This is a genomic window from Raineyella antarctica, from assembly GCF_900092135.1.
In the GTDB taxonomy this organism is placed as follows: domain Bacteria; phylum Actinomycetota; class Actinomycetes; order Propionibacteriales; family Propionibacteriaceae; genus Raineyella; species Raineyella antarctica.
Genome location: NZ_FMYF01000007.1, coordinates 1 through 24,403, shown reverse-complemented (window position 1 = coordinate 24,403; position 24,403 = coordinate 1). Strand labels below are relative to the sequence as shown.

At 68.7% G+C, this 24,403-nt stretch carries 22 protein-coding genes and 1 CRISPR repeat array; of the genes, 14 read left to right on the top strand and 8 right to left on the bottom strand.

Annotated features, from left to right (window positions below; genetic code table 11):
• Window position 1: 1 nt before the first annotated feature.
• Entirely contained in the window at window positions 2–1,360 is a 1,359-nt protein-coding gene (gene glmM / locus GA0111570_RS11400; RefSeq protein ID WP_092611067.1) for a phosphoglucosamine mutase, read from the bottom strand.
• A gap of 26 nt (window positions 1,361–1,386) precedes the next feature.
• Window positions 1,387–2,610, bottom strand: a complete 1,224-nt coding sequence (locus GA0111570_RS11395) for a UDP-N-acetylglucosamine pyrophosphorylase (RefSeq protein WP_092611064.1) — start codon at window positions 2,608–2,610, stop codon at window positions 1,387–1,389.
• Between the two features lie 195 nt (window positions 2,611–2,805).
• Here GA0111570_RS11395 and GA0111570_RS11390 point away from each other — a divergent pair, with 195 nt between their 5' ends.
• Window positions 2,806–3,273 carry an SHOCT domain-containing protein gene (locus GA0111570_RS11390; RefSeq protein WP_092611061.1) on the top strand — a complete coding sequence of 156 codons (468 nt, stop codon included), beginning with the start codon at window positions 2,806–2,808 and terminating at the stop codon, window positions 3,271–3,273.
• Between the two features lie 38 nt (window positions 3,274–3,311).
• Window positions 3,312–3,638, top strand: coding sequence for an SHOCT domain-containing protein (locus GA0111570_RS11385; protein WP_092611059.1), 327 nt, complete (start codon window positions 3,312–3,314; stop codon window positions 3,636–3,638).
• A 54-nt stretch (window positions 3,639–3,692) separates the two neighbouring features.
• Here GA0111570_RS11385 and GA0111570_RS11380 read toward each other — a convergent pair whose 3' ends face one another.
• From GA0111570_RS11380 to GA0111570_RS11365, 4 genes are read right to left on the bottom strand one after another with little or no spacing between them, the layout of a single operon-like run.
• Window positions 3,693–4,745, bottom strand: coding sequence for an amidohydrolase family protein (locus GA0111570_RS11380; RefSeq protein ID WP_217634133.1), 1,053 nt, complete (start codon window positions 4,743–4,745; stop codon window positions 3,693–3,695).
• The gene (locus tag GA0111570_RS11375) at window positions 4,742–5,608 is read right to left on the bottom strand and encodes a DODA-type extradiol aromatic ring-opening family dioxygenase (protein ID WP_092611056.1); all 867 of its coding nucleotides are present in this window, start codon (window positions 5,606–5,608) and stop codon (window positions 4,742–4,744) included. The genes GA0111570_RS11380 and GA0111570_RS11375 overlap by 4 nt, the downstream gene beginning before the upstream one ends.
• Entirely contained in the window at window positions 5,608–6,042 is a 435-nt protein-coding gene (locus GA0111570_RS11370) for a hypothetical protein (RefSeq protein ID WP_092611053.1), read from the bottom strand. Before GA0111570_RS11370 ends, GA0111570_RS11375 begins: the two co-directional genes overlap by 1 nt.
• The gene (locus GA0111570_RS11365; protein WP_092611371.1) at window positions 6,039–7,328 is read right to left on the bottom strand and encodes a 4-hydroxybenzoate 3-monooxygenase; all 1,290 of its coding nucleotides are present in this window, start codon (window positions 7,326–7,328) and stop codon (window positions 6,039–6,041) included. Before GA0111570_RS11365 ends, GA0111570_RS11370 begins: the two co-directional genes overlap by 4 nt.
• Before the next feature lie 154 nt (window positions 7,329–7,482).
• Between GA0111570_RS11365 and GA0111570_RS11360 the strand changes: the two genes are divergently transcribed.
• The 3 genes from GA0111570_RS11360 (at window position 7,483) to GA0111570_RS11350 (ending at window position 11,138) form a co-directional block, all read left to right on the top strand.
• Window positions 7,483–8,397: a LysR family transcriptional regulator gene (locus GA0111570_RS11360; RefSeq protein ID WP_217634132.1), complete on the top strand. Its 915-nt coding sequence runs from the start codon at window positions 7,483–7,485 to the stop codon at window positions 8,395–8,397.
• A 53-nt stretch (window positions 8,398–8,450) separates the two neighbouring features.
• Window positions 8,451–10,049, top strand: coding sequence for an NAD(P)/FAD-dependent oxidoreductase (locus GA0111570_RS11355; RefSeq protein WP_092611048.1), 1,599 nt, complete (start codon window positions 8,451–8,453; stop codon window positions 10,047–10,049).
• A gap of 99 nt (window positions 10,050–10,148) precedes the next feature.
• Window positions 10,149–11,138, top strand: coding sequence for a bile acid:sodium symporter family protein (locus tag GA0111570_RS11350; protein ID WP_092611045.1), 990 nt, complete (start codon window positions 10,149–10,151; stop codon window positions 11,136–11,138).
• Window positions 11,139–11,181: 43 nt separating this feature from the next.
• Here GA0111570_RS11350 and GA0111570_RS11345 read toward each other — a convergent pair whose 3' ends face one another.
• Window positions 11,182–11,907, bottom strand: coding sequence for a response regulator (locus GA0111570_RS11345; RefSeq protein ID WP_092611042.1), 726 nt, complete (start codon window positions 11,905–11,907; stop codon window positions 11,182–11,184).
• Window positions 11,904–13,280, bottom strand: coding sequence for a sensor histidine kinase (locus GA0111570_RS11340; RefSeq protein WP_092611039.1), 1,377 nt, complete (start codon window positions 13,278–13,280; stop codon window positions 11,904–11,906). Before GA0111570_RS11340 ends, GA0111570_RS11345 begins: the two co-directional genes overlap by 4 nt.
• A 143-nt stretch (window positions 13,281–13,423) precedes the next feature.
• Here GA0111570_RS11340 and GA0111570_RS11335 point away from each other — a divergent pair, with 143 nt between their 5' ends.
• From GA0111570_RS11335 to cas2e, 9 genes are all read left to right on the top strand, one after another.
• Window positions 13,424–13,879, top strand: coding sequence for a hypothetical protein (locus GA0111570_RS11335; protein ID WP_139283226.1), 456 nt, complete (start codon window positions 13,424–13,426; stop codon window positions 13,877–13,879).
• 321 nt (window positions 13,880–14,200) lie between these two features.
• Window positions 14,201–17,146 carry a CRISPR-associated helicase/endonuclease Cas3 gene (locus GA0111570_RS11330; protein ID WP_092611033.1) on the top strand — a complete coding sequence of 982 codons (2,946 nt, stop codon included), beginning with the start codon at window positions 14,201–14,203 and terminating at the stop codon, window positions 17,144–17,146.
• On the top strand, window positions 17,139–18,764 hold the full coding sequence (casA, locus tag GA0111570_RS11325) for a type I-E CRISPR-associated protein Cse1/CasA (protein ID WP_092611030.1): 1,626 nt from the start codon (window positions 17,139–17,141) through the stop codon (window positions 18,762–18,764). Before GA0111570_RS11330 ends, casA begins: the two co-directional genes overlap by 8 nt.
• Window positions 18,761–19,426 (top strand): type I-E CRISPR-associated protein Cse2/CasB, encoded by a 666-nt coding sequence (gene casB, locus GA0111570_RS11320; protein WP_092611027.1) that lies wholly within the window; start codon window positions 18,761–18,763, stop codon window positions 19,424–19,426. The genes casA and casB overlap by 4 nt, the downstream gene beginning before the upstream one ends.
• Entirely contained in the window at window positions 19,423–20,544 is a 1,122-nt protein-coding gene (cas7e, locus tag GA0111570_RS11315; protein WP_092611023.1) for a type I-E CRISPR-associated protein Cas7/Cse4/CasC, read from the top strand. The genes casB and cas7e overlap by 4 nt, the downstream gene beginning before the upstream one ends.
• A complete protein-coding gene (gene cas5e / locus GA0111570_RS11310; RefSeq protein ID WP_092611020.1) occupies window positions 20,541–21,251 on the top strand; it encodes a type I-E CRISPR-associated protein Cas5/CasD in 711 nt (236 codons plus the stop codon). Before cas7e ends, cas5e begins: the two co-directional genes overlap by 4 nt.
• The gene (cas6e, locus tag GA0111570_RS11305) at window positions 21,248–21,889 is read left to right on the top strand and encodes a type I-E CRISPR-associated protein Cas6/Cse3/CasE (RefSeq protein WP_092611017.1); all 642 of its coding nucleotides are present in this window, start codon (window positions 21,248–21,250) and stop codon (window positions 21,887–21,889) included. The genes cas5e and cas6e overlap by 4 nt, the downstream gene beginning before the upstream one ends.
• Entirely contained in the window at window positions 21,886–22,821 is a 936-nt protein-coding gene (gene cas1e, locus GA0111570_RS11300; RefSeq protein WP_092611014.1) for a type I-E CRISPR-associated endonuclease Cas1e, read from the top strand. The genes cas6e and cas1e overlap by 4 nt, the downstream gene beginning before the upstream one ends.
• Entirely contained in the window at window positions 22,818–23,165 is a 348-nt protein-coding gene (gene cas2e, locus GA0111570_RS11295; RefSeq protein WP_092611011.1) for a type I-E CRISPR-associated endoribonuclease Cas2e, read from the top strand. Before cas1e ends, cas2e begins: the two co-directional genes overlap by 4 nt.
• A 44-nt stretch (window positions 23,166–23,209) precedes the next feature.
• Window positions 23,210–24,402: direct repeats of the CRISPR family, unit length 28 nt; unit sequence GTGCTCCCCGCGTGAGCGGGGATGATCC.
• Between the last annotated feature and the right edge of the window lies 1 nt (window position 24,403).

The following is a 24,403-nucleotide window of genomic DNA, read 5'->3' as shown; positions in this document are numbered from 1 at the left end:
GTCAGCCGATGGTGGCGCGGACGACGTCGGCGATCTGCTCGGCGTAGCGGCGGGTGGTCTCCTCGGTGGGGCCCTCGACCATCACCCGGCACAGGTTCTGGGTGCCGGAGTAGCGCACCAGCACCCGGCCGCGACCGGCCAGCTCCATCTCGGCCTGCTCGATCGCGGCACCGATCCGGGGGACGGTGGCGATGTCGGGCTTGGAGGCCACGTCGATGTTGATCAGCACCTGCGGGAACACCTCCATCGCCGTCGCCAGCTCGGACAGCGGCTTGCCGGTCTTCAGCATCGTCGCGACGACCTGGAGGGCGGTCAGCTCGCCATCACCGGTGGTGTGGTGGTCCAGGAAGATGACGTGGCCGGAGTCCTCCCCGCCCAGCGAGGCGCCGAGCCGGCGCATGTCCTCCAGCACGTAGCGGTCGCCGACCTTGGAGGCGTGGTGCTTGAAGCCGTACTTCTCGCAGGCCAGGGTCATGCCCAGGTTGCTCATCACCGTGGAGACGAGCAGGTCGTTGGCCAGCCTGCCCTCGGCGTGCAGCTGCTTGGCGCAGAGCATCAGGATCTGGTCGCCGGTGATCTCGTTGCCGAGCTCGTCGACGGCGATCAGCCGGTCGCCATCGCCGTCGAAGGCCAGGCCGACCTGGGCACCGGTCTCCAGCACCTTGGCCCGCAGGTCCCCGGTGTGCTGGGAGCCGCAGTTGTCGTTGATGTTGAAGCCGTTGGGCTCGTCGTGGATGACGGTGACGTCAGCGCCGAGCTCCTGGAAGATGGCCGGGCCGACCTCGTACGTGGCCCCGTTGCCGGTGTCCAGGACGACCTTGAAGCCCTCCATCGACAGCTCGCGCGGGAAGGTGTTCTTCAGGAAGACGGTGTAGCGGCCGACCGCGTCGTCCAGGCGGTGCGCCCGGCCCATGTCCGCGGAGAAGGGGCGCAGGTCGTCCAGGCCGTCGCCGAGGACCAGGTCCTCGATCTCGTGCTCCTCCTCGTCGGTCAGCTTGTAGCCGGTGCCGGCGAAGACCTTGATGCCGTTGTCCTGGTACGGGTTGTGCGAGGCGGAGACGACGAAGCCGGCGTCGGCCCGCATCGACTCGGTGATGTACGCGATACCCGGGGTCGGCAGTACGCCGACCATCTCGACGTGGCCGCCCATCGAGGTCACGCCCGCCTCGAGGGCGGCCTCCAGCATGTACCCGGAGATGCGGGTGTCCTTGCCGATGACGATCCGGATGCGGTGCCCCTCGGGCTTGTTGCGGCCCATCACGTGCGTGACCGCCTGCCCGAGGCGGTATGCGGTGATCGCGTCCATCGGGTGCCGGTTGGCCTCGCCGCGGATGCCGTCGGTGCCGAACAACTTGCCCATATCTTCTCCTTCGTGTCCGAGGAGCCCTAGGCGGACTCGAACAGACCCATGTCGGGTACGCAGGCAGCGGCGCGTGCGCACGTGTCGTCGACGATCGACTGCAGCCAGGCGGTGCCCGCCTGCTTCACCTCGGGTGACAGGCCGGCGATCGCCGCCAGGTAACCGGTGCCGGCCGCGGCGGCCGCCGCCACAGCGGTGTCCACCTCCGCCGGGGCACTGGTCAGCTCGGCCGACGCCTGCGCGGGGTCGAAGCTGCCGAGCAGCGGCACGATGCACGCCACCAGTTGGCGCTGGTCGTCGCTGTCGGGGGTCAGGGTCGCGACGAGCGCGTCGATCCGCTTGGTCCGCTCCTTGCGGGCGCTGGCCAGCATCTCCAGGGCGCCCTCGAGGACCAGGCCGCCGAACTCCTGCGCGGCGAAGAAGGGCGCCCGGACCTCGCGGTACCAGGCCTCCAGCGCGCCGAGGTTGGCGAGGTAGCAGAGGTTCTTCTCCAGCAGTTGGCGCAGGCGCTTGTAGCGGCGCGGGCTGTTCGGGCGGCGCAGGCCCTCGGGCGGTGCGCTGAGCACCAGCAGCCCGTCCTCCTCGACGTCCTCGCGCAGGATCGAGCCGGCCCCCACGACGGTGCCGTAGCCGACCCGGACCGGGCCGACGGTGCCGCCCTGGCCGCCGAGGAAGATCGCCGGCTGGTCCAGCATCACGCCGCGCGCCACGTCACCGAACAGCGACGGGGTGGTCTTGTTGCCGTCCGGGGTGAAGTTGAAGTGGATGTAGGAGGAGCCGACCTCGGAGTGGTCCTTGCGGCTGGTGCCGCCGGCCATCAGGCAGTCGCAGAAGTTGATCAGGCTGCCCAGGGTCACGTACGGGAACAGGATCGTCTGCTTCAGCCCGACGGTGTGCGCGCCGCCGGCCTGCTCCTCCAGCAGGGTGCCCTCGCGGACGTGCGCGCCCAGGCCCATGTTCGCGCCGTCGAGGTAGACCGAGTCGGCGAAGTAGCCGCCCTTGAGCCGTACGTTCGGGCCCAGGCGGCAGTCCTTCAGCGTGACCGGCCCCTCCTCGCCCAAGGTGACGCCGGCCGAGATGACAGTCGCGGCGCCGTGGATCCGGCAGCCGGGATGGATCGTCACGCCGTCGGCGGAGATCCGGTCGATGTCGACGTCGTCGCCGATGTCCAGGCTCCACGGATTGGGGATCTCGACGCCCCGCTCGATCAGCTGCATGGCCTTGTCGAAGCCACGGGGGCGATCGATCATGAGGGTCCTCCCCGGTCGGCGGCGTGTGCTGGTCTGCTCTGGGGAGTCTAACCCGGGGGCGGTGTCGACCAGGAACGGATACTGAACCGGAGGGGCGCGGCGCAGGTCCACCCGAGGGGCGTACGTCGAGGGGCGTACGTGGATCACCGCCTGTGGGCTGATGTGCGAAGGGATCGGGGCGAGCAGACTGGTGGCATGTTCACTTCGCTGCTGCCCCTGGAGATGCCGGGCTACTACGGGGGCCCCGGCGGCCCGATGATGGGCCATCACGGCTACGGGTCGCCGGTGTTCGGCGGCTTCTTCATGCTCATCGGCCCGCTGCTCCTGCTTGCCCTGCTCCTCCTCCTGCTCCTCCTCTACAAGAGGGCCCAGCGTCGCGGCACGCCGCTCTTCGGCCGGACGTTCCAGGGACACCACCAGGGTGGCCCCGGTCATCCCCACGCCCACCAGCACGGGCCCTTCGCCGGCCCGGCCCCCGAGGACGAGGCCCTGCGGACCCTCGCCAACCGTCTCGCCGCCGGTGACATCAGCCCGGAGGACTACCGGGCGCGCATCGACACCCTGCGGTCGACCAAGGACCAGACCACTGATCCGACCACCGGCATGCCGTACGCCGGGCCCGAGGCCAACCCCGGATCGCCCGAGGGCGGCCCCACGGCCTAAGCACGTCACTGCCCGTTACCTCGTCTGGAGGCATCCCCATGTTCATCGTTCTGTTGCTCATCGTGATCGGATTCATCTACCTGTCGCGCCAGGCGGAGCGCAACGGCACCCCGCTGTTCGGCGAGGGCTGGTTCGCTCCCGGCGCCTGTCCCGAGTGCCAGGGCCACCCCCACCACCAGGGGCCGTCCCATGGAGCGCCCGAGGACGAGGCGATGCGTACGCTGGCCAACCGCCTGGCCTCCGGTGACATCACCCCCGAGGACTATCGCGAGCGCCTCGCCGCGCTGCGTACCACCCGGGCCCAGGCGTATGACCCCACTGCCGGCATGCCGTACCTGGGGCCGGAGGACACTGCGGGCCACTAGGACCCGGAGACTCGTGAGGGCCGGGCCACCAGGTGGCCCGGCCTCAGCATGCCCTCAGCCCACCTGCAGCCCGTCGCTCCGCGAGGTGACGGCTTCCCCCACGAGACGTACGACCGTGGCACCGAGGACCGCAGCCTCGGTCTCCGCCCCCAGCCCGGCCGACCGGACGAACCCGACCGGGTCCTTCTCGGCCAGGTCGAACGGGTGGTCGGTGCCGAGCAGCACCTGTCCGGCCCCCACCGTGTCGACCAGGTGGCGCAGCGCCTGCGGAGCGAACACGGCGGTGTCGTAGTACAGCCGGTCGAACAGCTGCGACGGCGGCACCGAGGTGGTGTGGGCCACCGGCTTGCGCTCCCAGCCCATGTCCAGCCGGCTGCGCAGGTCGCCGAGGCAGCCGCCGCCATGGGCCAGGCACAGCACCAGTGGCGTACGTTCCAGCACGCCCCCGAACGCGAGCCGGGCCGCCGCGATCGCGGTCTCCATCGGATAGCCGACCAACTGCGGGAACCAGAAGTCGCCGAGCCGGGCCGGATCCGGCACCCCCGAGGGGTGCAGGAAGACGAAGGTCCGGCGTGCGCTGAGCAGCTCCCACAGCTGGGCGTTGACCGGGTCGTCCAGGTCGCGGCCGGCGCCCTTGGAGCCGATCGCGATCCCGGCGAAGCCGAGTCCGTCCAGTGCCCGCAGCGCTTCCTCGGCCGCCCCTGGCCAGCCCAGCGGCACCGAGCCGAGCGGCAGCAGCCGGTCCGGCGCCGCGGCGCAGTACTGCGCCAGGGCGTCGTTGCCGCGGCGGACGACCTCGGCGACCAGCTCGGGGTCCTGGCAGGTGGTGGCGAACAGGAACGGCGGCAGCGAAACCAGCTCGACGTCGACGCCGGTGGCATCCATCTCCGCCAGCCGTTGCTGCGGGTCGTGCATCGAGCGGGCCAGTGGTAGCGGCGCGTTCGCGCCGACGCCGGAGATCCGCGGGTCGAGCACGACGACGTTCTGCTCGACCCGGGACAGGTCGGCCAGACCCTGCTCGGCCAGCCAGTCCAGCACCGGCATCGGCATGGCGTGGGCGTGGACGTCGACCACCGGTGCGCCCTCGCCTCCCTCGGCGCCGGTCACGGGACGAAGATGCTGGTCGGGGCCGGGTCGGCCTGGTTGCCGGCCGGCTCGTGCAGGACCACACCCATGCCGTTGATCCACTCACCGATCGGCTCGTAGTCCAGCGCGGTCGTCCGCGATCCCTGCATCGCTCCGGCGCACGCGGCCCAGGCCCGGACCTCGCCGGTCCCGTTGCCGCCGATGGCCAGTTCCTCGTTGCTGATGTCGAGCAGTTCGGGCGGGCAGCCCAGTTCCAGCTGGCGCAGGAACCACAGGTCGAAGTCCTCGTCGATGTCGCCGACGCGCGGCTCGCCGACGAAGTGCGACAGGCCGCCGGCGCCCATCAGGGCGACCCGCTCCAGGCCGTCGTACGCGCGGATGGCCTCGCCGACCGCGGCACCGAAGTCGTACGCCTGCCGCAGGGTCATCAGCGGGGGCGTGGTGCAGTTCATCACGATCGGGACCAGCGGCAGGTCCATGGCGGGGGACAGGGCGTGGTAGACGGTCATGAAGCCGTGGTCGACGGTCAGCCGGCTGGAGATGGATGGCTGGAAGCCGCGCTCGATCGTCCCGCCCAGGACCGCGTCGGCCAGGCCCGGGTGCCCGGGCACGATCGTCCGGGGGATGCCGAGCCACTTCTCGACCGGGCCGAGGTGGGTCTCGCCGACGCCCACGCTGAGCTGGGGCAGGTTGTCGAGGAAGAAGTTGGTGAAGTGTTCCCCGGACATCAGCACCACGGCCTGCGCCCCGGACTCGGTGACGCGGTCGCGGACGAGGTCGAGGGCGGCGAAGAACCGCTCGCGCATCGCCGGCGGCGCCGACTCGGGGTTCGCGGACATCATCGGCGCGTGGGACGCCGAGTAGGCCAGCACGATCTCAGCCATCAGGCCTCCTGGGGGGCGAGGCCGTCGGGACGGCCGGTGGGGTCGGGGGAGTCTGCGTTGGGGGAGTCGGAGTTCGACGAAGCGGCGGGGGAGGCCGTCAGGTGGAAGTGGCCGTCCTCGTCGAGGCGGCCGTCGGCCCGGGAGCCGAAGCCCTGCCAGCGCGCCTTGCCGCTGACGGCGTCGGCGCCGGCGGGGAACAGGACGCGGTAGTCGGCCCGCTTCCAGCCGTTGGCCCGGCAGTAGGCGTTGATCAGCACCGGGTGGACGCCGAGGGTGTGGAAGACGCCGACATCGCCGGCCTGCAGCGCCGTACGCTCCTCCTCGGTCATGTCGTAGCCGTCCACCAGCACGTCGTCGGGGCGACGGTCGTCCTGGGGGTCCTCGAGCCGGCGCAGGTGGTCGAAGACGCACTGCTGCATCTGGTAGATGCTCATCGGGCCACCTCCGCGAGCTGCTCGGCGGCCGGCGCCTGGGCCGGTGCCTCGTCGGGCAGGTCGTACGGCCAGCCGGTGTAGCACTCGGCCAGGTACTTCATCGACTCCTTGGAGGAGGTCACCGACATCAGCTCACCGAGCTGGCGCTTGTCGGTGAAGGAGTTGCCGTCGGTGTGGGTGTGCAGCATCTGGGTCATCCAGTAGCTGAAGTTCTGCGCCTTCCAGATCCGCTTGGCCGCGCGCTCGCCGTACGTGTCCAGCTCGGAGCGGTCGCCGGTGCCGGCCCAGCGCACCAGCGCCGGGGCGAGCAGGGCGACGTCGGCGAAGGCCAGGTTGAGGCCCTTGGCGCCGGTCGGGGGGACGGTGTGGGCCGCGTCGCCGGCCAGGAACAGGTTGGCGTACTGCATCGGCTCCTGGACGAAGGAGCGGAACTGCAGCACGGTCTTCTCGATGATCTCCCCGCGCTGCAGCCGGAACCCGTCCGGGCCGGCCAGGATCTCGTCGAAGCGGTCCCAGATCTGCTCGTCGGTCCAGTCCTCGGCAGTGGTGTCGGGGTCGCACTGGAAGTACATCCGCTGGATCTCCGGGGTGCGCTGGCTGATCAGCGCGAAGCCGGACTCGCCGTGGCAGTAGATCAGCTCGTCGGCCTGGAACGGGGTCTTCGCGAGGATGCCGAACCACGCGAACGGGTACTTCATCGTGTGCTTGGTCCGGCCGGGGATCAGGTCACGGGTCTTCGAACGCGAGCCGTCGGCGCCGACCACGATCTCGCACTCGATCCGGCACGGGTTGCCGTCGGCGTCGGTGAAGTCGATCGTCGGGCGGTCGGTCTCGATGCCGGACACCTGGGTGTCGGAGACGCCGAAGCGGACGTCCCCGCCGTCGCGGGCCCGGGTGGCGGCCAGGTCGATGAAGGCGTCGTTCTGCGGGTAGAGCCAGACGGTCTGGCCGACCAGCTCCTTGAAGTCGAGGTGGTGGTTGGTGCCGTTGAAGCGCAGGTAGATGCCCGCGTGCTCGTAGCCCTCGGTGGGGATCCGGCTGATCGCGCCGGTCTCGGTCAGCATCCGTACGCTGCCGGCCTCCAGGATCCCCGCGCGCTGGGTGGTGGCGATGGTCTCGTGGTCGCGGGTGTCGATGACGACGTTGTCCACGCCGTCGCGGGCGAGCAGGTGGGAGAGCATCAGTCCGGCGGGGCCGCCGCCGACGATGCCGACCCGGGTGGTGGTCAGGTGCCTGTCCGTGGTGGTTCCTTGTTGCTGGCTGGGTATGGCGCTGCTGGTCGACATCGCTGTCGTCTCCTCTTCGTTGAGGCAGTCGGGTTCGTTGAGGCGGTCGGGAGGGGCAGGTCCAGCGGGACCTGCGCACGAGAAAACGGTAAGTGACGTACGCCACCACAAGCCAATAGATATTGCAGCCACGCAGTATCGATATCCTCTATGGGTGACCGAGGACCTCAACTCCCTGCGTACGCTGCTGATGCTCTACGAGACCCGCAGCGTCACCGTCGCCGCCGAACGACTCAGTGTCTCGCAACCGACCGTCAGTTACACGCTGTCGCGGCTGCGGCGACGCTTCGGCGACGACCTGTTCCGGCGTGAGGGGAACACCCTGGTCCCGACCAGCCGCGCCCGGCGCCTCTACGACGCCCTGCACGAGCCGCTGAGCAGGGTGGAGCAGGTCGCCTCGCAGGCCTCCAGCGCGTTCGATCCGGCCCTGGTCGGCGGGGAGGTGGTGCTGGCGCTGTCCTCGCTGGGGGAGATTACCTGGCTGCCGATCATCTTCGGGGCGCTGGAGCGCAGTGCGCCGACGATGCGGTTGCGCGTCACGCCACTGGACATCGACGCGGTGGAGGACGACCTGGTCCGCGGCACCGTCGACCTGGCGATCACGATGACCGTGCTGCCCAGCGCCCGGCTGTGGCGCCAGCCCTTCTACGACCCCGAGTACGTCGCGGTGACGCACGCCGACCACCCGCTGGAGCCGGGCGAGGAGGGGGTACGCGACCGGCGCTTCGTCGTGGTGGCCGGGCGGGAGGGGCACGTGTTCCTCCGTGATGCCCTGTACGAGCACGGCCTGGCCGAGCGTGTCGTGCTCTCGGTGCACGGCTACGCGGCGGTGCCGCACGTGCTGGAGACGACCGACCTGGTGGCGCTGCTGCCGCGCTACTTCGCCGAGGTCCACCGGCGGTACCTGCCGCTGGTGGTCAGTCCGCTGCCGTGGCAGGTGCCCAATCCGCGCACCGCCCTGTACTCCCGGCGCGAGGAGAGCCTGTCGCCGGCGCAGTCCTGGTTGCGTACGCTCGTGCTGGACGCACTGCGGGCGGACCTGCCGCAGTACGAGCGCCTGGACCGGTGAGGGCGGCTCCGCGGGGCGGCCCGCCGAATGTTGCAAGTCGCGGATCGCGGCGTATGCTGATCAATGTGATTGATAAATCAACTTCTTTGCCCGCGACCGGCTCGGCAGCGACACTGCGGGCCGGATCGGCGAGGTCGACCCGCCACCACGAGATCGTGGTGATCGGGTCGGGCTTCGGTGGGCTCTTCTTCACGCAGGCGCTGCGGGGGGTCGAGGGCGTGCACGTCACGATGGTCTCCCGTGACACCGCCCACCTGTTCCAGCCGCTGCTCTACCAGGTGGCCACCGGCATCCTGTCCCCGGGCGAGATCGCCCCGCCGGTGCGCGGCATCCTCAGTGAGCAGCGCAACGCCAGCGTCGTCAATGCCGAGGTCACCTCGATCGACGTGGCCGCCAAGCAGGTGCACGCCGACGGGCTCGGGCTGGAGTTCACCCTGTCGTACAACACGCTGGTGGTCGCCGCCGGTGCCTCCCAGTCCTACTTCGGCAACGACGCGTTCGCCCAGTACGCCCCGGGCCTGAAGACGATCGACGATGCCCTGGAGCTGCGCGCGCAGATCCTGTCCGCGTTCGAGAAGGCCGAGATCTCCGCGATGGAGGGGCATACGGCTGACGTCGACGCACTACTCACCTTCGTGGTGGTCGGCGGCGGGCCCACCGGGGTCGAGATGGCAGGCCAGATCCGCGAACTGGCGCGTCGCACCATCAAGCAGGACTACCGCCACATCGACCCGAGCCAGGCCCGGGTGATCCTGGTGGACGGCGGCGAGACGGTGCTGAAGAGCTTCGGCACCGACCTGGGTGAGAAGGCCACCCGGGCCCTGACCGGCATGGGTGTGGAGTTCATCGGCAACGCGCACGCCACCGACGTCGACGGCCAGGGCGTGGAGATCGCCGTCAAGGGCTCGGACGAGAAGCTGGTCGTGCTGACCCGTACGGTCGTCTGGGCCGCCGGCGTGCAGGCCAGCCCGCTGGCCCGCCACCTGGCCGACCAGACCGGCGCCGCGATCGACCGCTCCGGGCGGATCGCCATCGGCCCGGACCTGACCCTGCCCGACCACCCCGAGGTGTTCGTGATCGGTGACATGGCCAACCTCGACCAGCTGCCGGGCGTCGCGCAGGTCGCGATCCAGCAGGGCCGCTTCGCCGCCGGGCAGGTCCGCCGCCGGCTGCAGGGCGACTACCGGGTCCGCAGCTTCCGGTACAAGGACCTGGGGTCGATGGCCGCGCTGTCGCGTACGTCGGCGGTGGTGAGCACCGGCAAACTGCGCTTCACCGGCCCGCTGGCCTGGCTGACGTGGCTGTTCATCCACCTGCTCTACATCGTGGGGTTCAAGTCCAAGGTGACCACGCTGCTGCACTGGTTCGTCAGCTTCATCGGCCGCAGCCGCTCCGAACTGACCACCACCCGCCGCCAGCTGCTGGCCCGCGAGGCGTACCTGCGGCTGCTGCAGCAGACCGGGCCGGGCCGAGGCGAGCCGGAGGTGCTGGTCGACGAACTGCGCGCCCGCGCCCTGCGCGAGCCCGCCCAGGTGTGGGTGGACCGGACCCGCGCCGGTGAGGAGTCGTCCATGCCGATCGGTCCCCAGGGCACCGGTTCGGACCGCCTGGTCCAGCCACCGACCGGCCCCTGGGGGCCGCACCGGTCCTGACCGGTCCACCCCGGCACGCGGGTCGTTGCCCGGGATGCCGGACAACCACGGGCTGAGACGTACGTCTCATGGAACCCCTGCCCGGATAGGACTGGGCGAATGACGAAAGCCACACTCTCCGCCGAGGACCGCAGTGCCACCATCGCGGTCACGGTGTTCCCCGTCCTGGTCATCGCCGCGGCCCTGTTCGGGTTCTTCGCGGCTCCGACCGCCCGCCAGCTCGGCCCGCACGTGAACACCCTGCTGATGATCATCATGTTCGGCATGGGCCTCACCCTGACGCTGCCGGACTTCCGGCTCGTCCTGTCCCGACCCTGGCCGATCCTGATCGGCGTCGTCGCCCAGTACATGGTCATGCCGCTGGTCGGCGTCCTGGTCGCCTGGGTCCTGCGCCTGCCCGCCGACCTGGCGGCCGGCGTGATCCTGGTCGGCTGCGCGCCGGGTGGGACCTCCTCCAACGTGGTGAGCTACCTGTCCAAGGCCGACACCGCCCTGTCCGTGACGATGACCTCTGTGTCGACGCTGCTCGCCCCGCTGCTCACCCCGGCACTGACCCTGCTGCTGGCCGGCCACTACATGCCGGTCAACGGCCCGGCGATGGCGAAGAGCATCCTGCAGATCGTCCTGATCCCCGTCGTCGCCGGTCTGGTCCTGCGACTGGTCCTGCCGAAGCTGTTCACCCCCATCCTCCCCGCGATGCCCTGGATCTCGGTGATCGCGATCTCCGGCGTGGTGGCGGCCGTCGTCGGCGGCTCGGCCGCCAAGGTTGCCTCGGCCGGCCTCATCGTCTTCGCGGCCGTGGTGCTCCACAACGGCCTGGGCTACCTGCTCGGCTACCTCGCCGGTCGCCTCACCCGCCAGCCGGTCCGCGCGGCGCGGACGATCTCGATCGAGGTGGGCATGCAGAACTCGGGACTGGCGGCAGGCCTCGCCGCCCAGTACTTCTCCCCGGCCGCAGCCCTGCCCGGCGCCATCTTCTCGATCTGGCACAACCTCTCCGGCGCCATGCTCGCGACGTACTACCGGCGCACCGCCTCCCGCCACCTGGAGCAGGAGCAGGAGGGTGAACTGCAGCCCAGCGCGGTCTGATCCTGCATTTCTGCCGCGCCGCTGTTGCCGCGAGGCGCAGGGATCAGCGCACCAGCCCGGTGCGATAGGCCAGCACGACCAGCTGCGGCCGATCCCGCGCCCCGACCTTGGCCATGATGTGGCTGACGTGGGTGCGGGCGGTGGCGTTGCTGACCACCAGTTCGGCGGCGATCTCCTCGTTGTTGAACCCCTGGCCGACCAGCGCCAGCACCTCCCGCTCGCGGTCGGTCAGGACGGCGAGCCGTTCGTCCTGGGGTGAGGTGCGGTTGCTGCCGGTAAAGGTGGCGATGACCGTACGGGTGACGCTCGGGGACAGCAGGGAGGCGCCGGAGGCGGCCAGCCTGATCCCGCGCAGGATCTCCTCGGGCTCGGCGTCCTTGACCAGGAAGCCGGCCGCGCCGGCCTGCAGGGCGGCGAACACGTACTCGTCCAGCTCGAAGGTGGTCAGCACCACCACCCGGGTGGAGGCGCAGCGGGGGTCGGCGCCGATCTCGCGGAGCGCGGCGATGCCGTCCAGCTCGGGCATCCGGACGTCCATCAGCACCACGTCGGGATGGTCGCGGCGGACCTGGTCGACCGCCTCCCGTCCGGTCCCGGCCTCGCCGATGACGTCCATGTCCGGCTCGGCCTCGACCAGGGCGCGCAACCCCATCCGGACCAGCGGCTGGTCGTCGGCGATCAGGACGCGGATCGTCCCGGTGCCTGTCGAGAAATCGTCGCCGGCCGGGACGTCGTCGCGGGGCGGGATCGGCAGGGCTGGTGGCGTCATCGGGCTCCTCGGGGATCGGGCTCGCTGGGCTCGCCGGGATTCCCCGGGTTCCCGGGGCTTCCGGGGCTTCCGGGGCTCCCAGGGTTGGTCGGGATCCCCAGCGGCAGCAGGGCGGTGATGCCGACCCCGCCGGGTCCGGTGTCCTCGATGGTCAGTGTGCCACCCAGCGTGGTGACGCGTTCCCGCATCCCCCGTAGGCCGTTCCCCTCGACCACGGGGTGGGCCGGGGCCGGGCCGCCGTTGCGGACCTGGACCAGCAACTGCTCGCCGGCCCGCGCGATCCTCACCTCCACCGGGGTGCCGGGGGCGTGCCGGACAGCGTTCGTGAGGGCCTCCTGGACGATCCGGAAGGCGACCTGCTGGACCGGCGTCGGCACGGTCGCGGCCAGCCCGGCGTCGCGGTGCAGGCCGACCGTGGCGCCGCTGGCGACCAGCGGGGCGACGAGTTCGTCGATCCGGTCCAGGCCCGGACCGGGGGAGAGCGGCGCGGCCTCGTTCGGGTCCCGAAGGATCCCCAGCGTCCGGCGTACGTCGGTGAGGGAGTCCTTGGCGCTGGTGCGGATCGCCTCCAGCGAGGTGCGGGCCTGGGCCGGGTTCTCGTCCAGCAGCCGCAGTGCCACCCCCGCCTGCAGGGAGATCGTGGACAGGCTGTGCCCGACGACGTCGTGCAGGTCCTGGGCGATCCGGAGCCGCTCGCGGTAGGCGACCTGGCGCATCTCGTCGGCATGCGATTGGTGGCGCGCCACCGCCTGGCTGCGCCGGACCTCTGCCAGCAGGGTCGGCACCAGCATCGCGGCGATCCCGAACACGATCGCCGGGTAGAGCCAGGCGCTGGTCAGCCCCATGTAGGGGTCGTTCCAGCCGACCGCCCACAGCATCGGCACCAGCAGCGCCACCCACAGCACCCAGTACCGGCCCGGCCGCACGGCCGTCAGCCCGACCAGGGCGATCGCCGGCGCGATCAGCGCGACCGGCAGAGACCCGCCGAGGGCCAGGTAGCCGGCCGTCCCCACCACGACGGACACGTACCCGACCCGGGGCCACAGGTGCCGGAGGACCAGGCCGGCCGCGACGACCACGCAGGCCAGGAACAGCGCGGGCAGCCAGCGGTGGTCGACCACCGACTGCGACCACGGGCCTGTGGGGTTGGGGTAGCCCGGGTCGTACGGGTCGTAGCGGTCCGGCATCATCGGGCCGCTCATGTGCCCGCTGCTGCGCTGCATCGTCATGGTGCTCACCAGCGCCGAGAAGAACATGATCCAGGCCACCACCACGCCGGTCGCGACCGCACCCAGCCAGGCCAGCCAGGCCGGGGCGTGCGTGGTGCGCCCCCCGGGTGCGCTGGGCGGGTAGGTCCCGGGGCGTGGTTGCATGAAACCGATCGTACGAGGCGGCCGCGTCGTACGCATGGGGCCGGTGGCGTAGGTCTGCGAGGGCCGGCGTACGTCGAGACGCGTACGCCGGGTGCCGCCCGCAGGCTGATGTGCCGGAGGCGGATCGGGAGAAGACTGGGGTCATGTCCATTTCGTTGCTGCCCCTCGCCATTCCTGGCCAGTACATGGGGCCTGGTGGCCCGATGATGGGCCACGAGCACGTCTACTTCTTCGGAGGCTTCCTGATGATGATCTTCCCGCTGCTGTTCCTGGTCGGGCTCTTCCTCCTGCTGCGGCGGGCCGACCGCAACGGCACCCCGCTGTTCGGCACCCGCGAGAACTGGGCCGGCCACGGTCCCGGCCATGGTCCGGGCGCGCACCACCACCCGCACGGCCCGATGGGGGGCCGGGGCGACGCCGAGGACGAGGCGATCCGTACGCTGAACAACCGCCTGGCCACCGGTGACATCGACCCGGAGGACTACCGCGCCCGCGTCGAGACGCTGCGCACCACCCGGGCCCAGGGCAACGACCCGACCGCGGGGATGCCGTACCTCGGTCCGGAGGACCAGCCGGGCGCGCAGGGGCCGCAGGTCTGATCCGGCAGTAGGGGCCGGGCTGGTCACCGACCCACGATGGAAGGTCCTGACGCTCTCGGGGGTCAGGACCTTCCACTTTTGACCGTCGGATCCCGCAGGAGGCCGCTTAGACTCGCACCATCCGGGGATGATCCGTGTAGGACGTTCGCGCTGGAGTGCTCCCCTCGTCAGGGGATTGCGCGATCCCCGGACCAAGAAAATGTATCCGAAAGTGTAGAACGTTTGAGTCGCTGACTTGATAGAGTCAAGGGCATGTTCTCCACCGCGAGCCTTCCCCCCTCTCCCAATTCCTCAGTCTGACCCGCAGATCGAACTGCGGACATGGCTGGGGGGCTAGCAGAGGCAACACGTACGGCATGGGCCAAGTCGTCGAGTGATCGACAGACCTGGCTCCCACTCACACAACACTTAGCGGATACCTCTGACATCGCCGGACGACTCTTCGATCACTGGCTCGCTCATGCGGTCAAGGAGCAGTGGGGAGTCTGCTTCCCCGGCGGAGTCGACGACGCCCGGTTGGCGTTCACGTGGCTCGCGGGACTGCATGACCTAGGCAAGATGAGCCCAGCCTTTGCGGTCCAGGTCGACTACCTCGCCGAACCGATGCGGCAGGCGGGCCTGGACTGCGGCACGCGTGCGGACATGGCCGAACGGAAACTGGCTCCGCACGCTGCGGTGAGCAACTTCTACCTGTTCGACTGGCTTAAGACCGAGCATGGCTGGGACCATGCGACGGCCAGGCAGGTTGCCTCGGTACTGGGAGCCCATCATGGCAAGGTTGCGGATCCGATCATCCTGGGTGCGGTCAAGACGCACCAGAGATTGGCCGGCAAGGGCCCCTGGCAAGAAGCACGTGCCGAACTGGCCACATGGATGACCTTCCGATCGGGCGCCTCCGTACGTATGGGGGACTGGGCCCACCTCCGGATCCCGGTTCCCGTTCTGGTGGGCATGTCGGGTCTCCTCATCGTGGCCGACTGGGTGGCCAGCAGCGAGGCGTATTTTCCGTACCGCCAGGTCGGTGACGTGTCGCCTCCGTTCCAACGGTCTGACCAGAGTGATCGGGTCGAGGATGCCCTCGCCGAGCTGGCCTTTCCTCGACCATGGTCACCTACCATCCCGACGCTGTCGGCCCAAGCGTTCTATCGGCAGCGGTTCGACTGGCCCCAGGGCAGTTCCCCCACTGATGTCCAACGCCACGTCTACGACCTTGCCCAAGGTCGGGACGTGGGCCTCCTCGTCGTCGAGACGACCACTGGTAGCGGCAAGACGGAAGCGGCTCTCGCGGCGGCGGAGGTGATCGCCGCTCGCCTCGGGCTCTCGGGCCTCTACTTCGCTCTTCCTACCCAGGCCACGAGTGACGGCATGTTCGACCGTGTCAGCCAATGGCTTTTGGACCTGCCCGAACCTCCCGAGGACGTGCCCGCGTGGTCATTGACGCTGGCCCACGGCAAGGCGTCCTTGAACCCGAGGTACCGCGCCCTGATGGAACGTGTCGATGAGTTCGACCGCGCGCGGCTCGATCAGCTCGATCCCGAGCAGGTGTACGACCACGACGAGGACGCACCCCGAGAAGGTGCGGATGCATCGGAGGGGTCTTCCCCTTCAGGGGAGGAGACTGGCGGGCTGAGCAATGCCGTCGCCCATCAGTGGTTCCGAGGACGCAAGCGGCGGCTCCTTGCCAGCTTTGCCGTGGGGACGATCGACCAGGTGCTCATGGCGGGGTTGCAGTCGAAGCACCTGATGCTTCGTCACCTCGGCCTGATGGGGAAGGTGGTGATCATTGACGAGGCTCACGCATCGGACGCTTACATGGACGTCTACCTCGATCGTGTGCTCGAGTGGCTCGGCGCCTATGGGGTGCCGGTCATCGTGCTGTCGGCCACGCTGCCCGCGCTACGGCGCCGTGCCATGGTCGAGGCCTATGTCGGACGACGACCGGCTCCCCCCAAGGTTGCGCGTGCGATAGAGGCGATGGCGACGGACGAGCGCTATCCGCTCATCACCGCCGTGGATCGCGATCTCGAGCAGGTCTCGTGTGAGGAGATCTCCCACCAGGGCCCTTCCCGTCGGGTCACCTGGAACTGGGGCAGTACCGATCTGAAGGAACTCGTCGCCACCGTGGAGCAGGAGTCGGCAGGTGGCGGCTGCATCTTGATCATCCGCAACACCGTGGGAGATGCCCAACGCACAGCGGAGGCGCTCGGCCAGGCGGGTCTGGGGCCGATCACCCTCAACCACTCGCGATTCATGGCGTACGACAGGATGCAGAAGGACGTAGGTCTTCGCTCGCTGTTCGGTCCCACCGGGGCCAGACCTGATCGTCACGTCGTCGTCGCGACTCAGGTCGCCGAGCAGTCGCTCGACGTCGATTTCGACCTCCTCATCACCGACCTGGCCCCGATTGACCTACTTTTCCAGCGACTGGGGCGACTGCATCGGCATCAGCGCGAAAGACGCCCGGAAGGACTGTCGACACCGCGATGCATCGTGCTTGCCGATGAGCCGAGGGGAGGAGAAGGTGTCCGCCGTGGATCGTCAGGCAGCGAGCGGATCTACGGCGCTCACCTGCTCCTGCGTACGGCTGCCGTCCTTGACGGCACGGGTCCAGACCTTGCCGTCCCGGACATGGTCTCGCCACTCGTTCAGCGCGTCTTCGGCACCTCACCGGTCGGACCGCCCGAGGCCCAGGGACTGATGGCAACGGCCCTCGAGAAGCACCGGGGCCGTCTGGAGGCGCAGCGGCATCGGGCCCAGCCGTTCCTCCTGGACAGCTGGAATCCGCGGAAGCAGAACGCAGATCTTTCGACGTGGATGACCTTGCCCGGTTCTGATGGGACTGAGCGGCGGGGCCAGGCGATGGTGCGGGACACGGAACCAACCTTGGAGGTCATCGTGGTGCCGACGGACCCTTCTGGCAGCACAGCCATCCAGCCGCCTTGGGTCGTGGAGGACTCGGTCGTCGATGTTCGATCCATCCCCGACGACGCCACCGCCCGGGCGATCGCAGGGTGGACCGTCCGGCTGCCTCCAATGATGACGAGCAATCCGGACCAACTTGATGAACTGATCAGGTGGCTGCAGGAGCAACCGGACGTTCGCCGGTGGGAATGGCACAGGCACCCGCTCCTGCGAGGTGAACTCTTCCTGCCCATGAGACTTCAAGAAGGAGGCCAGATGCTGGCGACGTCGATCCCGAGCAGCAACATCCAATGGCTGCTGCAGTACTCGCCCGACACCGGGCTGGAGGTGACCAAGGATGTCTGACTTCAACCTGGTCGACGAGCCGTTCCTCCTGGTGGAGAATGCAGCAGGATCGACGAGGGAGCTGTCACTTCGGGAGACTTTTCGTCAGGCGAGTGACCTTCGACGACTTGCCGGCGACCTGCCCACCCAGGAGTTCGCCTTCCTCCGACTCCTGTTGGCCATCGTCTACGACAGCCTCCAGCAGGAGATCGATTGGGAGCGGCTCTGGGACGAGGGTCTCCCCCGGGGCGTCATCGATGGCTACCTCGACCGTTGGTACGACAGGTTCTGGCTCTTCGACGGTGAACGGCCCTTCATGCAGGTTGCCGGACTGGCCACAGCCAGGAACGAAATCAGCGGTTTGGAGAAGCTCATCGCTGACATTCCGAACGGTGAGGCCCTCTTCAGCATGCGGAGCAGACGCGGGGCCGAGCGGATCCGAGCGGCGGAGGCGGCGCGCTGGTTGGTCCACGGCCAAGCCTTCGACCCGTCCGGAATCAGATCCGGTGCGGTCGGTGATCCCCTCGTCAAGGGTGGTCGGGGTTACCCCATCGGCCCTGGCTGGGCCGGCCAGCTCGGAGGTCTGGTCGTGCATGGGAGCACCCTTGAGCAGACGCTGATCCTCAATCTCGTACCACAGGACGTCGACCGGTCGGGGGACGTGGACCGACCGGTGTGGAGGCTCGACGAGCCGGCCAGTGCGGTTCGCCGGGACTTCACGGAGGCCGACCCGCCGGGCACCGTGTCGCTCCTGACATGGCAATCCAGGCGCATTCGCCTCGTGGGAGACCGCGAAGGAGTGACCGGCGTCGTCCTCGCGCAAGGGGACAAGATGACGCCCCAGAACCGGCAAAGGTACGAAACCCTCACCGGCTGGCGCTACTCGAAGCCGCAGTCAAAGAAGTTCGGCCGACCGGTCTACATGCCACGCAAGCACGACCCGACCCGCAGCATGTGGCGTGCTCTTCCCTCCATGCTCGCGGAAGTGGGCGAGGTCGAAGGCCATCGCCAGTACCTGCCGGCGGCCACCTTGTGTCATATCGCCGAGGTGGAGTGGGAGTCGGGTGAGCAGTTGCCGGTGCGACTGCAGACCGTCGGGATCACGTACGGATCGCAGGAGGCCGTGGTCGAGGAGCTCGTGAGCGACGAACTGGACCTTTCTGTGGCACTCCTCATGCAAGGGAAGAGGGGCGACGAGCTGAGAGGCCTGGTTGACGACGCTGTCCTGGCCGCGGAGCAGACGGCCCGTGCCCTCGGACGCTTGGCTTCCAACCTCGCCAAAGCAGAGGGCGAGCGAGGTGAGGATGCAGGCGAAGCGGCAGCCGGTGACATCCGTGCACGCTTCTTCGCCGGCATCGATCACGGTGCCCGAGCATGGATCGGCAGGCTTGCAGGAGCGCCAGACATCGACGCAGCTCTAGCCGGCTGGAAGGCCTATCTCCGTACCACGGCCCGGCAGTTCGCTCGGGAACAGCTCGACCTGTGCAGTGACCAAGCCGTGATCGGCCGGCAGGTCGCCGGGCCCGGCGGAGCGGCAATCTTCATGACGGCGGCTCTGGCAGAACGCTTCTTCACCCACGAACTGCAGAAAGTGCTGCCGGACACCCAATCCGGTGATCCTGAAAGGAACGAGGGATGACCGAACAGCAGTCGACCCCGCGAGCCAGCGGTCACGTGGGGAACTACGTCAAGGGAATCATCTACCGCCTCGTGCCCTCGGGCGGTGGACAACTCAACCCACGGAGCCGAGCTCAACTCGCACAGCTCCGTCGTGGCGTCGGCAAGGAACCCGGATCGGTGCCGGAGATCTGGGACCTCACGTTGGATGGCCTCGACGGGGCAGGACAGGGTCAGGCTGCAACCCCCGAGGAGAACGCTGTTCACATCGCCCTCACGATGTTCTCTGTCCACCAGCAGGCGAAACCGATGCTGATGCACACGTCGACCCCTTTCGGCCAGGCTGTTCGCCGTCTGGCATCGACTCTGGAGAGCTCATCCGAGGACGTCCACGAAGGCCCGGTCTACCGACGCTTCACCCAACTTGCCACCGCTGCATCGCTCGACGAACTCACCCACCACGCCCGTGCACTGGTCACCCAGATGCGCAGTGCCGACGTCGGCTTCGACTACGGACGCTTCGCCGACGACCTGGTGGCGTTCCAGGACCCCCGACGTGTCAGTGAGGTCCAACGCAGGTGGGCACGGGACTTCCACCACCTGCGGTCAAACGGCTCTGCGCCGTCGACCGACCAGCCCGAAACAACATCATCGTCCGTTCCTCCCGAAGGAGTCTCCGCATGAACACCGCCATCGACATCCACGTGCTGCAGACCGTGCCGCCTTCCAATATCAACCGTGATGACACAGGATCTCCCAAGACCGCGCTGTTCGGCGGGGTTCGCCGTGGTCGGGTCTCCAGCCAGGCGTGGAAGCGGGCGACCCGAGAGGCCTTCGCCGAGACCCTGGACAAGTCTGAGCTGGGTATCCGCACGAGGGACGTCGTGCAGGCCCTGGTCGAACGCATCCACGTCATCGATCCGACACTCGACGATCGGGCGGAGTCCCTGGCGGTCGAGATCCTCAGCGGTCTCAAGATCAAGACGGCGGCGCCGAAGGCCCGGAAGGGGGAGGAGGCCAAGCTTCCCCAGACCGGCTATCTCATCTTTCTGTCGGCGATGCAGCTCGACGCACTGGCGGGACTCGCCGTAGAGGCAGCGGCGAGCGAGGATCCGGCGGCCGCCATCAAGGCAGGCAGGCCGCACGAGCTGGCTGATCGGGACCACTCCGTGGACATCGCACTGTTCGGGCGCATGGTGGCCGATGCCCCCGACCTCCGAGTCGACGCGGCGTGCCAGGTGGCCCATGCCCTGGGGGTGCATGCGGTCACTCCTGAGTTCGACTACTTCACCGCAGTGGATGATCTGCAGGGAGAGGACGAATCGGGGGCGGGGATGATCGGCACGGTCGAGTTCTACTCGACGACCTTCTACCGGTACGCCACGATCAACGTCGATCTCTTGCGCAGCAACCTCGGCGACGATGCCGCGACTCGTCGTTCCGTCGAGGCGTTCATCACGGCCTTCCTGACCAGCATGCCCAGTGGCAAGCAGAACACCTTTGCGAACGGGACGGCACCCGATGTCGCCTTGGTGACTGTGCGCAGCGGACAGCCGCTCAACTTCGTGGGGGCCTTCGAAGAACCGGTCGTGTCCGACGGCGGCTTCGTGCAACCGGCCGTGGAGCGGCTGGCAGGTTATGCGGCGGAACTCCACCAGGCCTGGAAGCAGCCGGAGTCGGTGTTCGTCGCCGGTCGCGCAGGCATCCTGGGGTCGCTGGCCGGGCTCGGCGACACGGTCGCCTTCGGAGACCTGGGCGCTCGGGTCGCCGGTGCCGCTACGGCTGGAGCGGTGCGGGGATGAGCACGCTTGTCCTACGGCTTGCGGGTCCACTCCAGAGCTGGGGCAGCGAGAGCAGGTTCGTCCGGCGAACGACCGAGACCGCTCCCACCAAGAGCGGGATCGTGGGCCTGCTCGCTGCTGCACAGGGTCGACGACGTGTCGACGAGATAGAGGATCTTGTCGGGCTCTCCCTCGCTGTCCGCGTCGACCAGGAGGGGCAGGTGCTCCGAGACTTCCATACGGCCCACAATCCCAAGCGGCCCCAGGCCAACATTCCCTTGTCGAACCGCTTCTACCTGAGCGATGCAGTGTTCACCGCCTACCTCGGAGGTCCGAGCGCACTGGTGGAGGGGTTGGCCAGCGCGATTGTCGACCCGGCGTTCCCGCTGGCTCTCGGCCGGCGCTCCTGCGTCCCGGTTCCGCCGCTCCTGCTGACGATCTCGGAGAAGGAACCCCGTGAGATGCTGCTGGATACGCCATTGCAGGCGGGGAGATCGCAGCGTCGCAGCCGAGCACGAACCGTGCGGTGCAGCGTTCAGGCCGACGTGCAGGTGCTTCCCGAGGAAGCTTCGCGCCGCCGTATCCGTGACGTGCCGCTCTCGTTCAACCCTGAGGATCGCCGCTACGCCTACCGCGAAGTCGTTGAGACCGTCGTAGACGTAGCGAATCCCGATGGACGTGCATCCGGCGGCCATGATCCTTTCGCCGCCCTGGAGGGACTGTTGTGAACATCTCGAGACTGTCTCTGAACCCGCAGAAGCGTGGTGCGCGCAAGCTCATGGGCTCGCCGGAGGCAATGCATGCTGCAGTCCGGTCCGGCTTCGCGCCAGGAACCGACCCGGGTCGGGTGCTGTGGCGCGTGGACTCCAAGGAGCACGGGCAAGCGACCCTCTACGTCGTGAGTGCGGTCGAGCCGGATCTCGAGCACGTCGCCGAGCAAGCCGGATGGCCCACCCAGGCTCCGGCCGAGTCACGGCCCTACGACCCCTTGCTCAGTCGGCTGAAGGCCGGACAACGATGGGCCTTCCGCTTGACGGCGAATCCGGTCCATCGGGGCCGGCTCTCTGATGGTACCCAGAAGATCATGGGGCACGTGACGGTCGATCAGCAGCTTTCATGGCTGATGGATCGGCAGGAGCGGATCGGGCTCGCGCTGGAAACTGCGGACCAGGAGCCGACCGCAGCCGTCATTGCCCGCAGCGTGCTCACCTTCAGGCGCCAGACGAGCCGTGTCACGGTCTCGTCGGTGACGTACGAAGGGGTCGGAGTGGTGACCGAGCCAGAGGCGCTCCGTACAGCACTGACCCAAGGCATCGGAAGGGCCAAGGCGTACGGCTGTGGCCTGATGACCCTGGCCGTTCCATGATCCCGGGAGCGAAGCCACCCTCCGCGCGTCAGCTCGTGCGGGCGGCGGACCGTCTCACCTTCGTCTACCTCGAGAGATGCACGCTGAGCAGGGACAGCAACGCGATCACGGCGACCTCTGCCGAAGGCACCGTTCACATTCCGGCGGCAGCCGTGAACGTGCTCATCCTGGGGCCCGGAACCCGGATCACCCACCACGCCATGATGCTGATCGCGCAGAGCGGTTCGACCGCGGTGTGGGTGGGGGAGGAGGGCGTACGCTACTACGCCCACGGCCGCTCATTGGCATCCTCGACCCGCCTTCTCGAGGCGCAGGCCACTGCCGTGTCGCACCGTGATCGTCGTCTCGCGATCGCCCGTCGCATGTACGAGATGCGTTTTCCCGATGAGGTCGTCAAGGGCTCCACTATGCAGCAGCTTCGCGGACGTGAAGGTGCCAGGGTTCGACAGATCTACCGCGCAGAATCGGCTCGTACGGGTGTTGCGTGGGACAAGCGGACGTACGATCCCGACGACTATGCCGCTGGGGATGCCGTCAACCAGGCACTGTCTGCCGCACACTCCGCCCTGTACGGGGTAGTGCACGCAGTCATCGTCGCACTCGGGTGCGCGCCGGGACTGGGTTTCGTCCACACAGGACACAGCCGCTCATTCGTGTACGACGTGGCAGATCTCTACAAGGCGGAGTTCACGATCCCGATTGCTTTCGCGGTGGCATCGACGGAGCCGGACGACATCTCTGGCCAAACCCGCCGAGCCGTTCGGGATGCCATGAGAGATGGCAAACTCCTCGAGCGATGCGTGCGGGATATTCGGTCTCTGCTCGATGACTCAGGTTCGGAGGATGATCAACTCGAGATCGACGTCATCCACCTCTGGGACGAGGAAGTGGGAACCGTGGCCGGCGGCGTCTCGTATGAGGTTCCCTGGTGACCGTCATAGTGCTCACTGCAGTCCCAGCCGGATTGAGGGGCCATCTGACCCGATGGCTCATGGAAGTTGCCCCAGGAGTATTCGTAGGTCGGGTGAACCCGCGCATCCGGGATGAACTCTGGGGGATCGTCATCGAAATGGTGGGCAACGGACGGGCCCTGATGGTCTTCAATGCTCGCAACGAGCAGGGCATGGAGATTCGGAATCATGGCCACGCGTGGGAACCGGTCGACTTCGAGGGCGTGACCCTGATGCGACGCCCTGCGGCCAACCTGGTCACTGAGGAGAAGCCGAAGGACCGGGTGAGTAGGGCGGCTCGATATCGACGGATCCGCAAGAAGTGATGCAGGAAGTTGGGATGCGTCGGTATCTTCCCTAGTGAGGAAGTGTGCTCCCCGCGTGAGCGGGGATGATCCGTGCGGGGCGGCGGCTCCTCCGCTGTAGCCGGGGTGCTCCCCGCGTGAGCGGGGATGATCCGGACTTGAGCGTGTTCCGCGAGATGCCAGTCTCGTGCTCCCCGCGTGAGCGGGGATGATCCGTGAAGGCGCCGGGGCCGTCTCCACACCAACCCGGGAAGTGCTCCCCGCGTGAGCGGGGATGATCCGCCATTGCCCTGGGCGGGCTGGCCGTAGCCGGCGTGCTCCCCGCGTGAGCGGGGATGATCCGGCACCCCCTGGACGGTCCACTTCCGCTACTGGGTGCTCCCCGCGTGAGCGGGGATGATCCCGGGATCGTGCGCAAGGCCGACGACGTTGACGAGTGCTCCCCGCGTGAGCGGGGATGATCCCGCCTCCCGCATCTCGTGCCGGACCTCGCGCTCGTGCTCCCCGCGTGAGCGGGGATGATCCGCGACCCCGCCCGGCCACGAGGTAGACCCCGGCGTGCTCCCCGCGTGAGCGGGGATGATCCGCTGTGGGGTTGGCCGGTCGCCTCGAGGATGGGGTGCTCCCCGCGTGAGCGGGGATGATCCCTGCTCCGCGAACTCGGCGGCGGCGCGACCGACGTGCTCCCCGCGTGAGCGGGGATGATCCCCGCATCTACGACACCGACACCGGCCTCGGATGGTGCTCCCCGCGTGAGCGGGGATGATCCCATCTGGTCTAGGACTCCCATCAGGCGCTGTGCGTGCTCCCCGCGTGAGCGGGGATGATCCGGCCCGCCTCGAGCAGGCCATCGCCGCCGGCACGTGCTCCCCGCGTGAGCGGGGATGATCCGTCCAACCGGTACAGCCCGGGCCCGGCGCGGATGTGCTCCCCGCGTGAGCGGGGATGATCCGCTCGTCCACGTCACCGGCCGAGGCGGTCCGAAGTGCTCCCCGCGTGAGCGGGGATGATCCCGTCAGCCAGACAGCACCGCCGACACTGGTGTGGGTGCTCCCCGCGTGAGCGGGGATGATCCGGCCTGAACCGACCGCCGGCCGTCCCCCACCCAGTGCTCCCCGCGTGAGCGGGGATGATCCCGACGAGGGCATCCTCCGCCTGGCCACCTCCATGTGCTCCCCGCGTGAGCGGGGATGATCCCCGTCACCGGGGCGAGTGGGACATCGACGTGTGGTGCTCCCCGCGTGAGCGGGGATGATCCC

What these genes read in the sequence shown, in the direction of transcription:
- glmM (WP_092611067.1), bottom strand. Translation starts at nt 1,360, where the DNA reads ATGGGCAAGTTGTTCGGCACCGACGGCATCCGCGGCGAGGCCAACCGG.
- GA0111570_RS11395 (WP_092611064.1), bottom strand. Translation starts at nt 2,610, where the DNA reads ATGATCGATCGCCCCCGTGGCTTCGACAAGGCCATGCAGCTGATCGAG.
- GA0111570_RS11390 (WP_092611061.1), top strand. Translation starts at nt 2,806, where the DNA reads ATGTTCACTTCGCTGCTGCCCCTGGAGATGCCGGGCTACTACGGGGGC.
- GA0111570_RS11385 (WP_092611059.1), top strand. Translation starts at nt 3,312, where the DNA reads ATGTTCATCGTTCTGTTGCTCATCGTGATCGGATTCATCTACCTGTCG.
- GA0111570_RS11375 (WP_092611056.1), bottom strand. Translation starts at nt 5,608, where the DNA reads ATGGCTGAGATCGTGCTGGCCTACTCGGCGTCCCACGCGCCGATGATG.
- GA0111570_RS11370 (WP_092611053.1), bottom strand. Translation starts at nt 6,042, where the DNA reads ATGAGCATCTACCAGATGCAGCAGTGCGTCTTCGACCACCTGCGCCGG.
- GA0111570_RS11365 (WP_092611371.1), bottom strand. Translation starts at nt 7,328, where the DNA reads ATGTCGACCAGCAGCGCCATACCCAGCCAGCAACAAGGAACCACCACG.
- GA0111570_RS11355 (WP_092611048.1), top strand. Translation starts at nt 8,451, where the DNA reads ATGCTGATCAATGTGATTGATAAATCAACTTCTTTGCCCGCGACCGGC.
- GA0111570_RS11350 (WP_092611045.1), top strand. Translation starts at nt 10,149, where the DNA reads ATGACGAAAGCCACACTCTCCGCCGAGGACCGCAGTGCCACCATCGCG.
- GA0111570_RS11345 (WP_092611042.1), bottom strand. Translation starts at nt 11,907, where the DNA reads ATGACGCCACCAGCCCTGCCGATCCCGCCCCGCGACGACGTCCCGGCC.
- GA0111570_RS11340 (WP_092611039.1), bottom strand. Translation starts at nt 13,280, where the DNA reads ATGCAACCACGCCCCGGGACCTACCCGCCCAGCGCACCCGGGGGGCGC.
- GA0111570_RS11335 (WP_139283226.1), top strand. Translation starts at nt 13,424, where the DNA reads ATGTCCATTTCGTTGCTGCCCCTCGCCATTCCTGGCCAGTACATGGGG.
- GA0111570_RS11330 (WP_092611033.1), top strand. Translation starts at nt 14,201, where the DNA reads ATGGCTGGGGGGCTAGCAGAGGCAACACGTACGGCATGGGCCAAGTCG.
- casA (WP_092611030.1), top strand. Translation starts at nt 17,139, where the DNA reads ATGTCTGACTTCAACCTGGTCGACGAGCCGTTCCTCCTGGTGGAGAAT.
- casB (WP_092611027.1), top strand. Translation starts at nt 18,761, where the DNA reads ATGACCGAACAGCAGTCGACCCCGCGAGCCAGCGGTCACGTGGGGAAC.
- cas7e (WP_092611023.1), top strand. Translation starts at nt 19,423, where the DNA reads ATGAACACCGCCATCGACATCCACGTGCTGCAGACCGTGCCGCCTTCC.
- cas5e (WP_092611020.1), top strand. Translation starts at nt 20,541, where the DNA reads ATGAGCACGCTTGTCCTACGGCTTGCGGGTCCACTCCAGAGCTGGGGC.
- cas1e (WP_092611014.1), top strand. Translation starts at nt 21,886, where the DNA reads ATGATCCCGGGAGCGAAGCCACCCTCCGCGCGTCAGCTCGTGCGGGCG.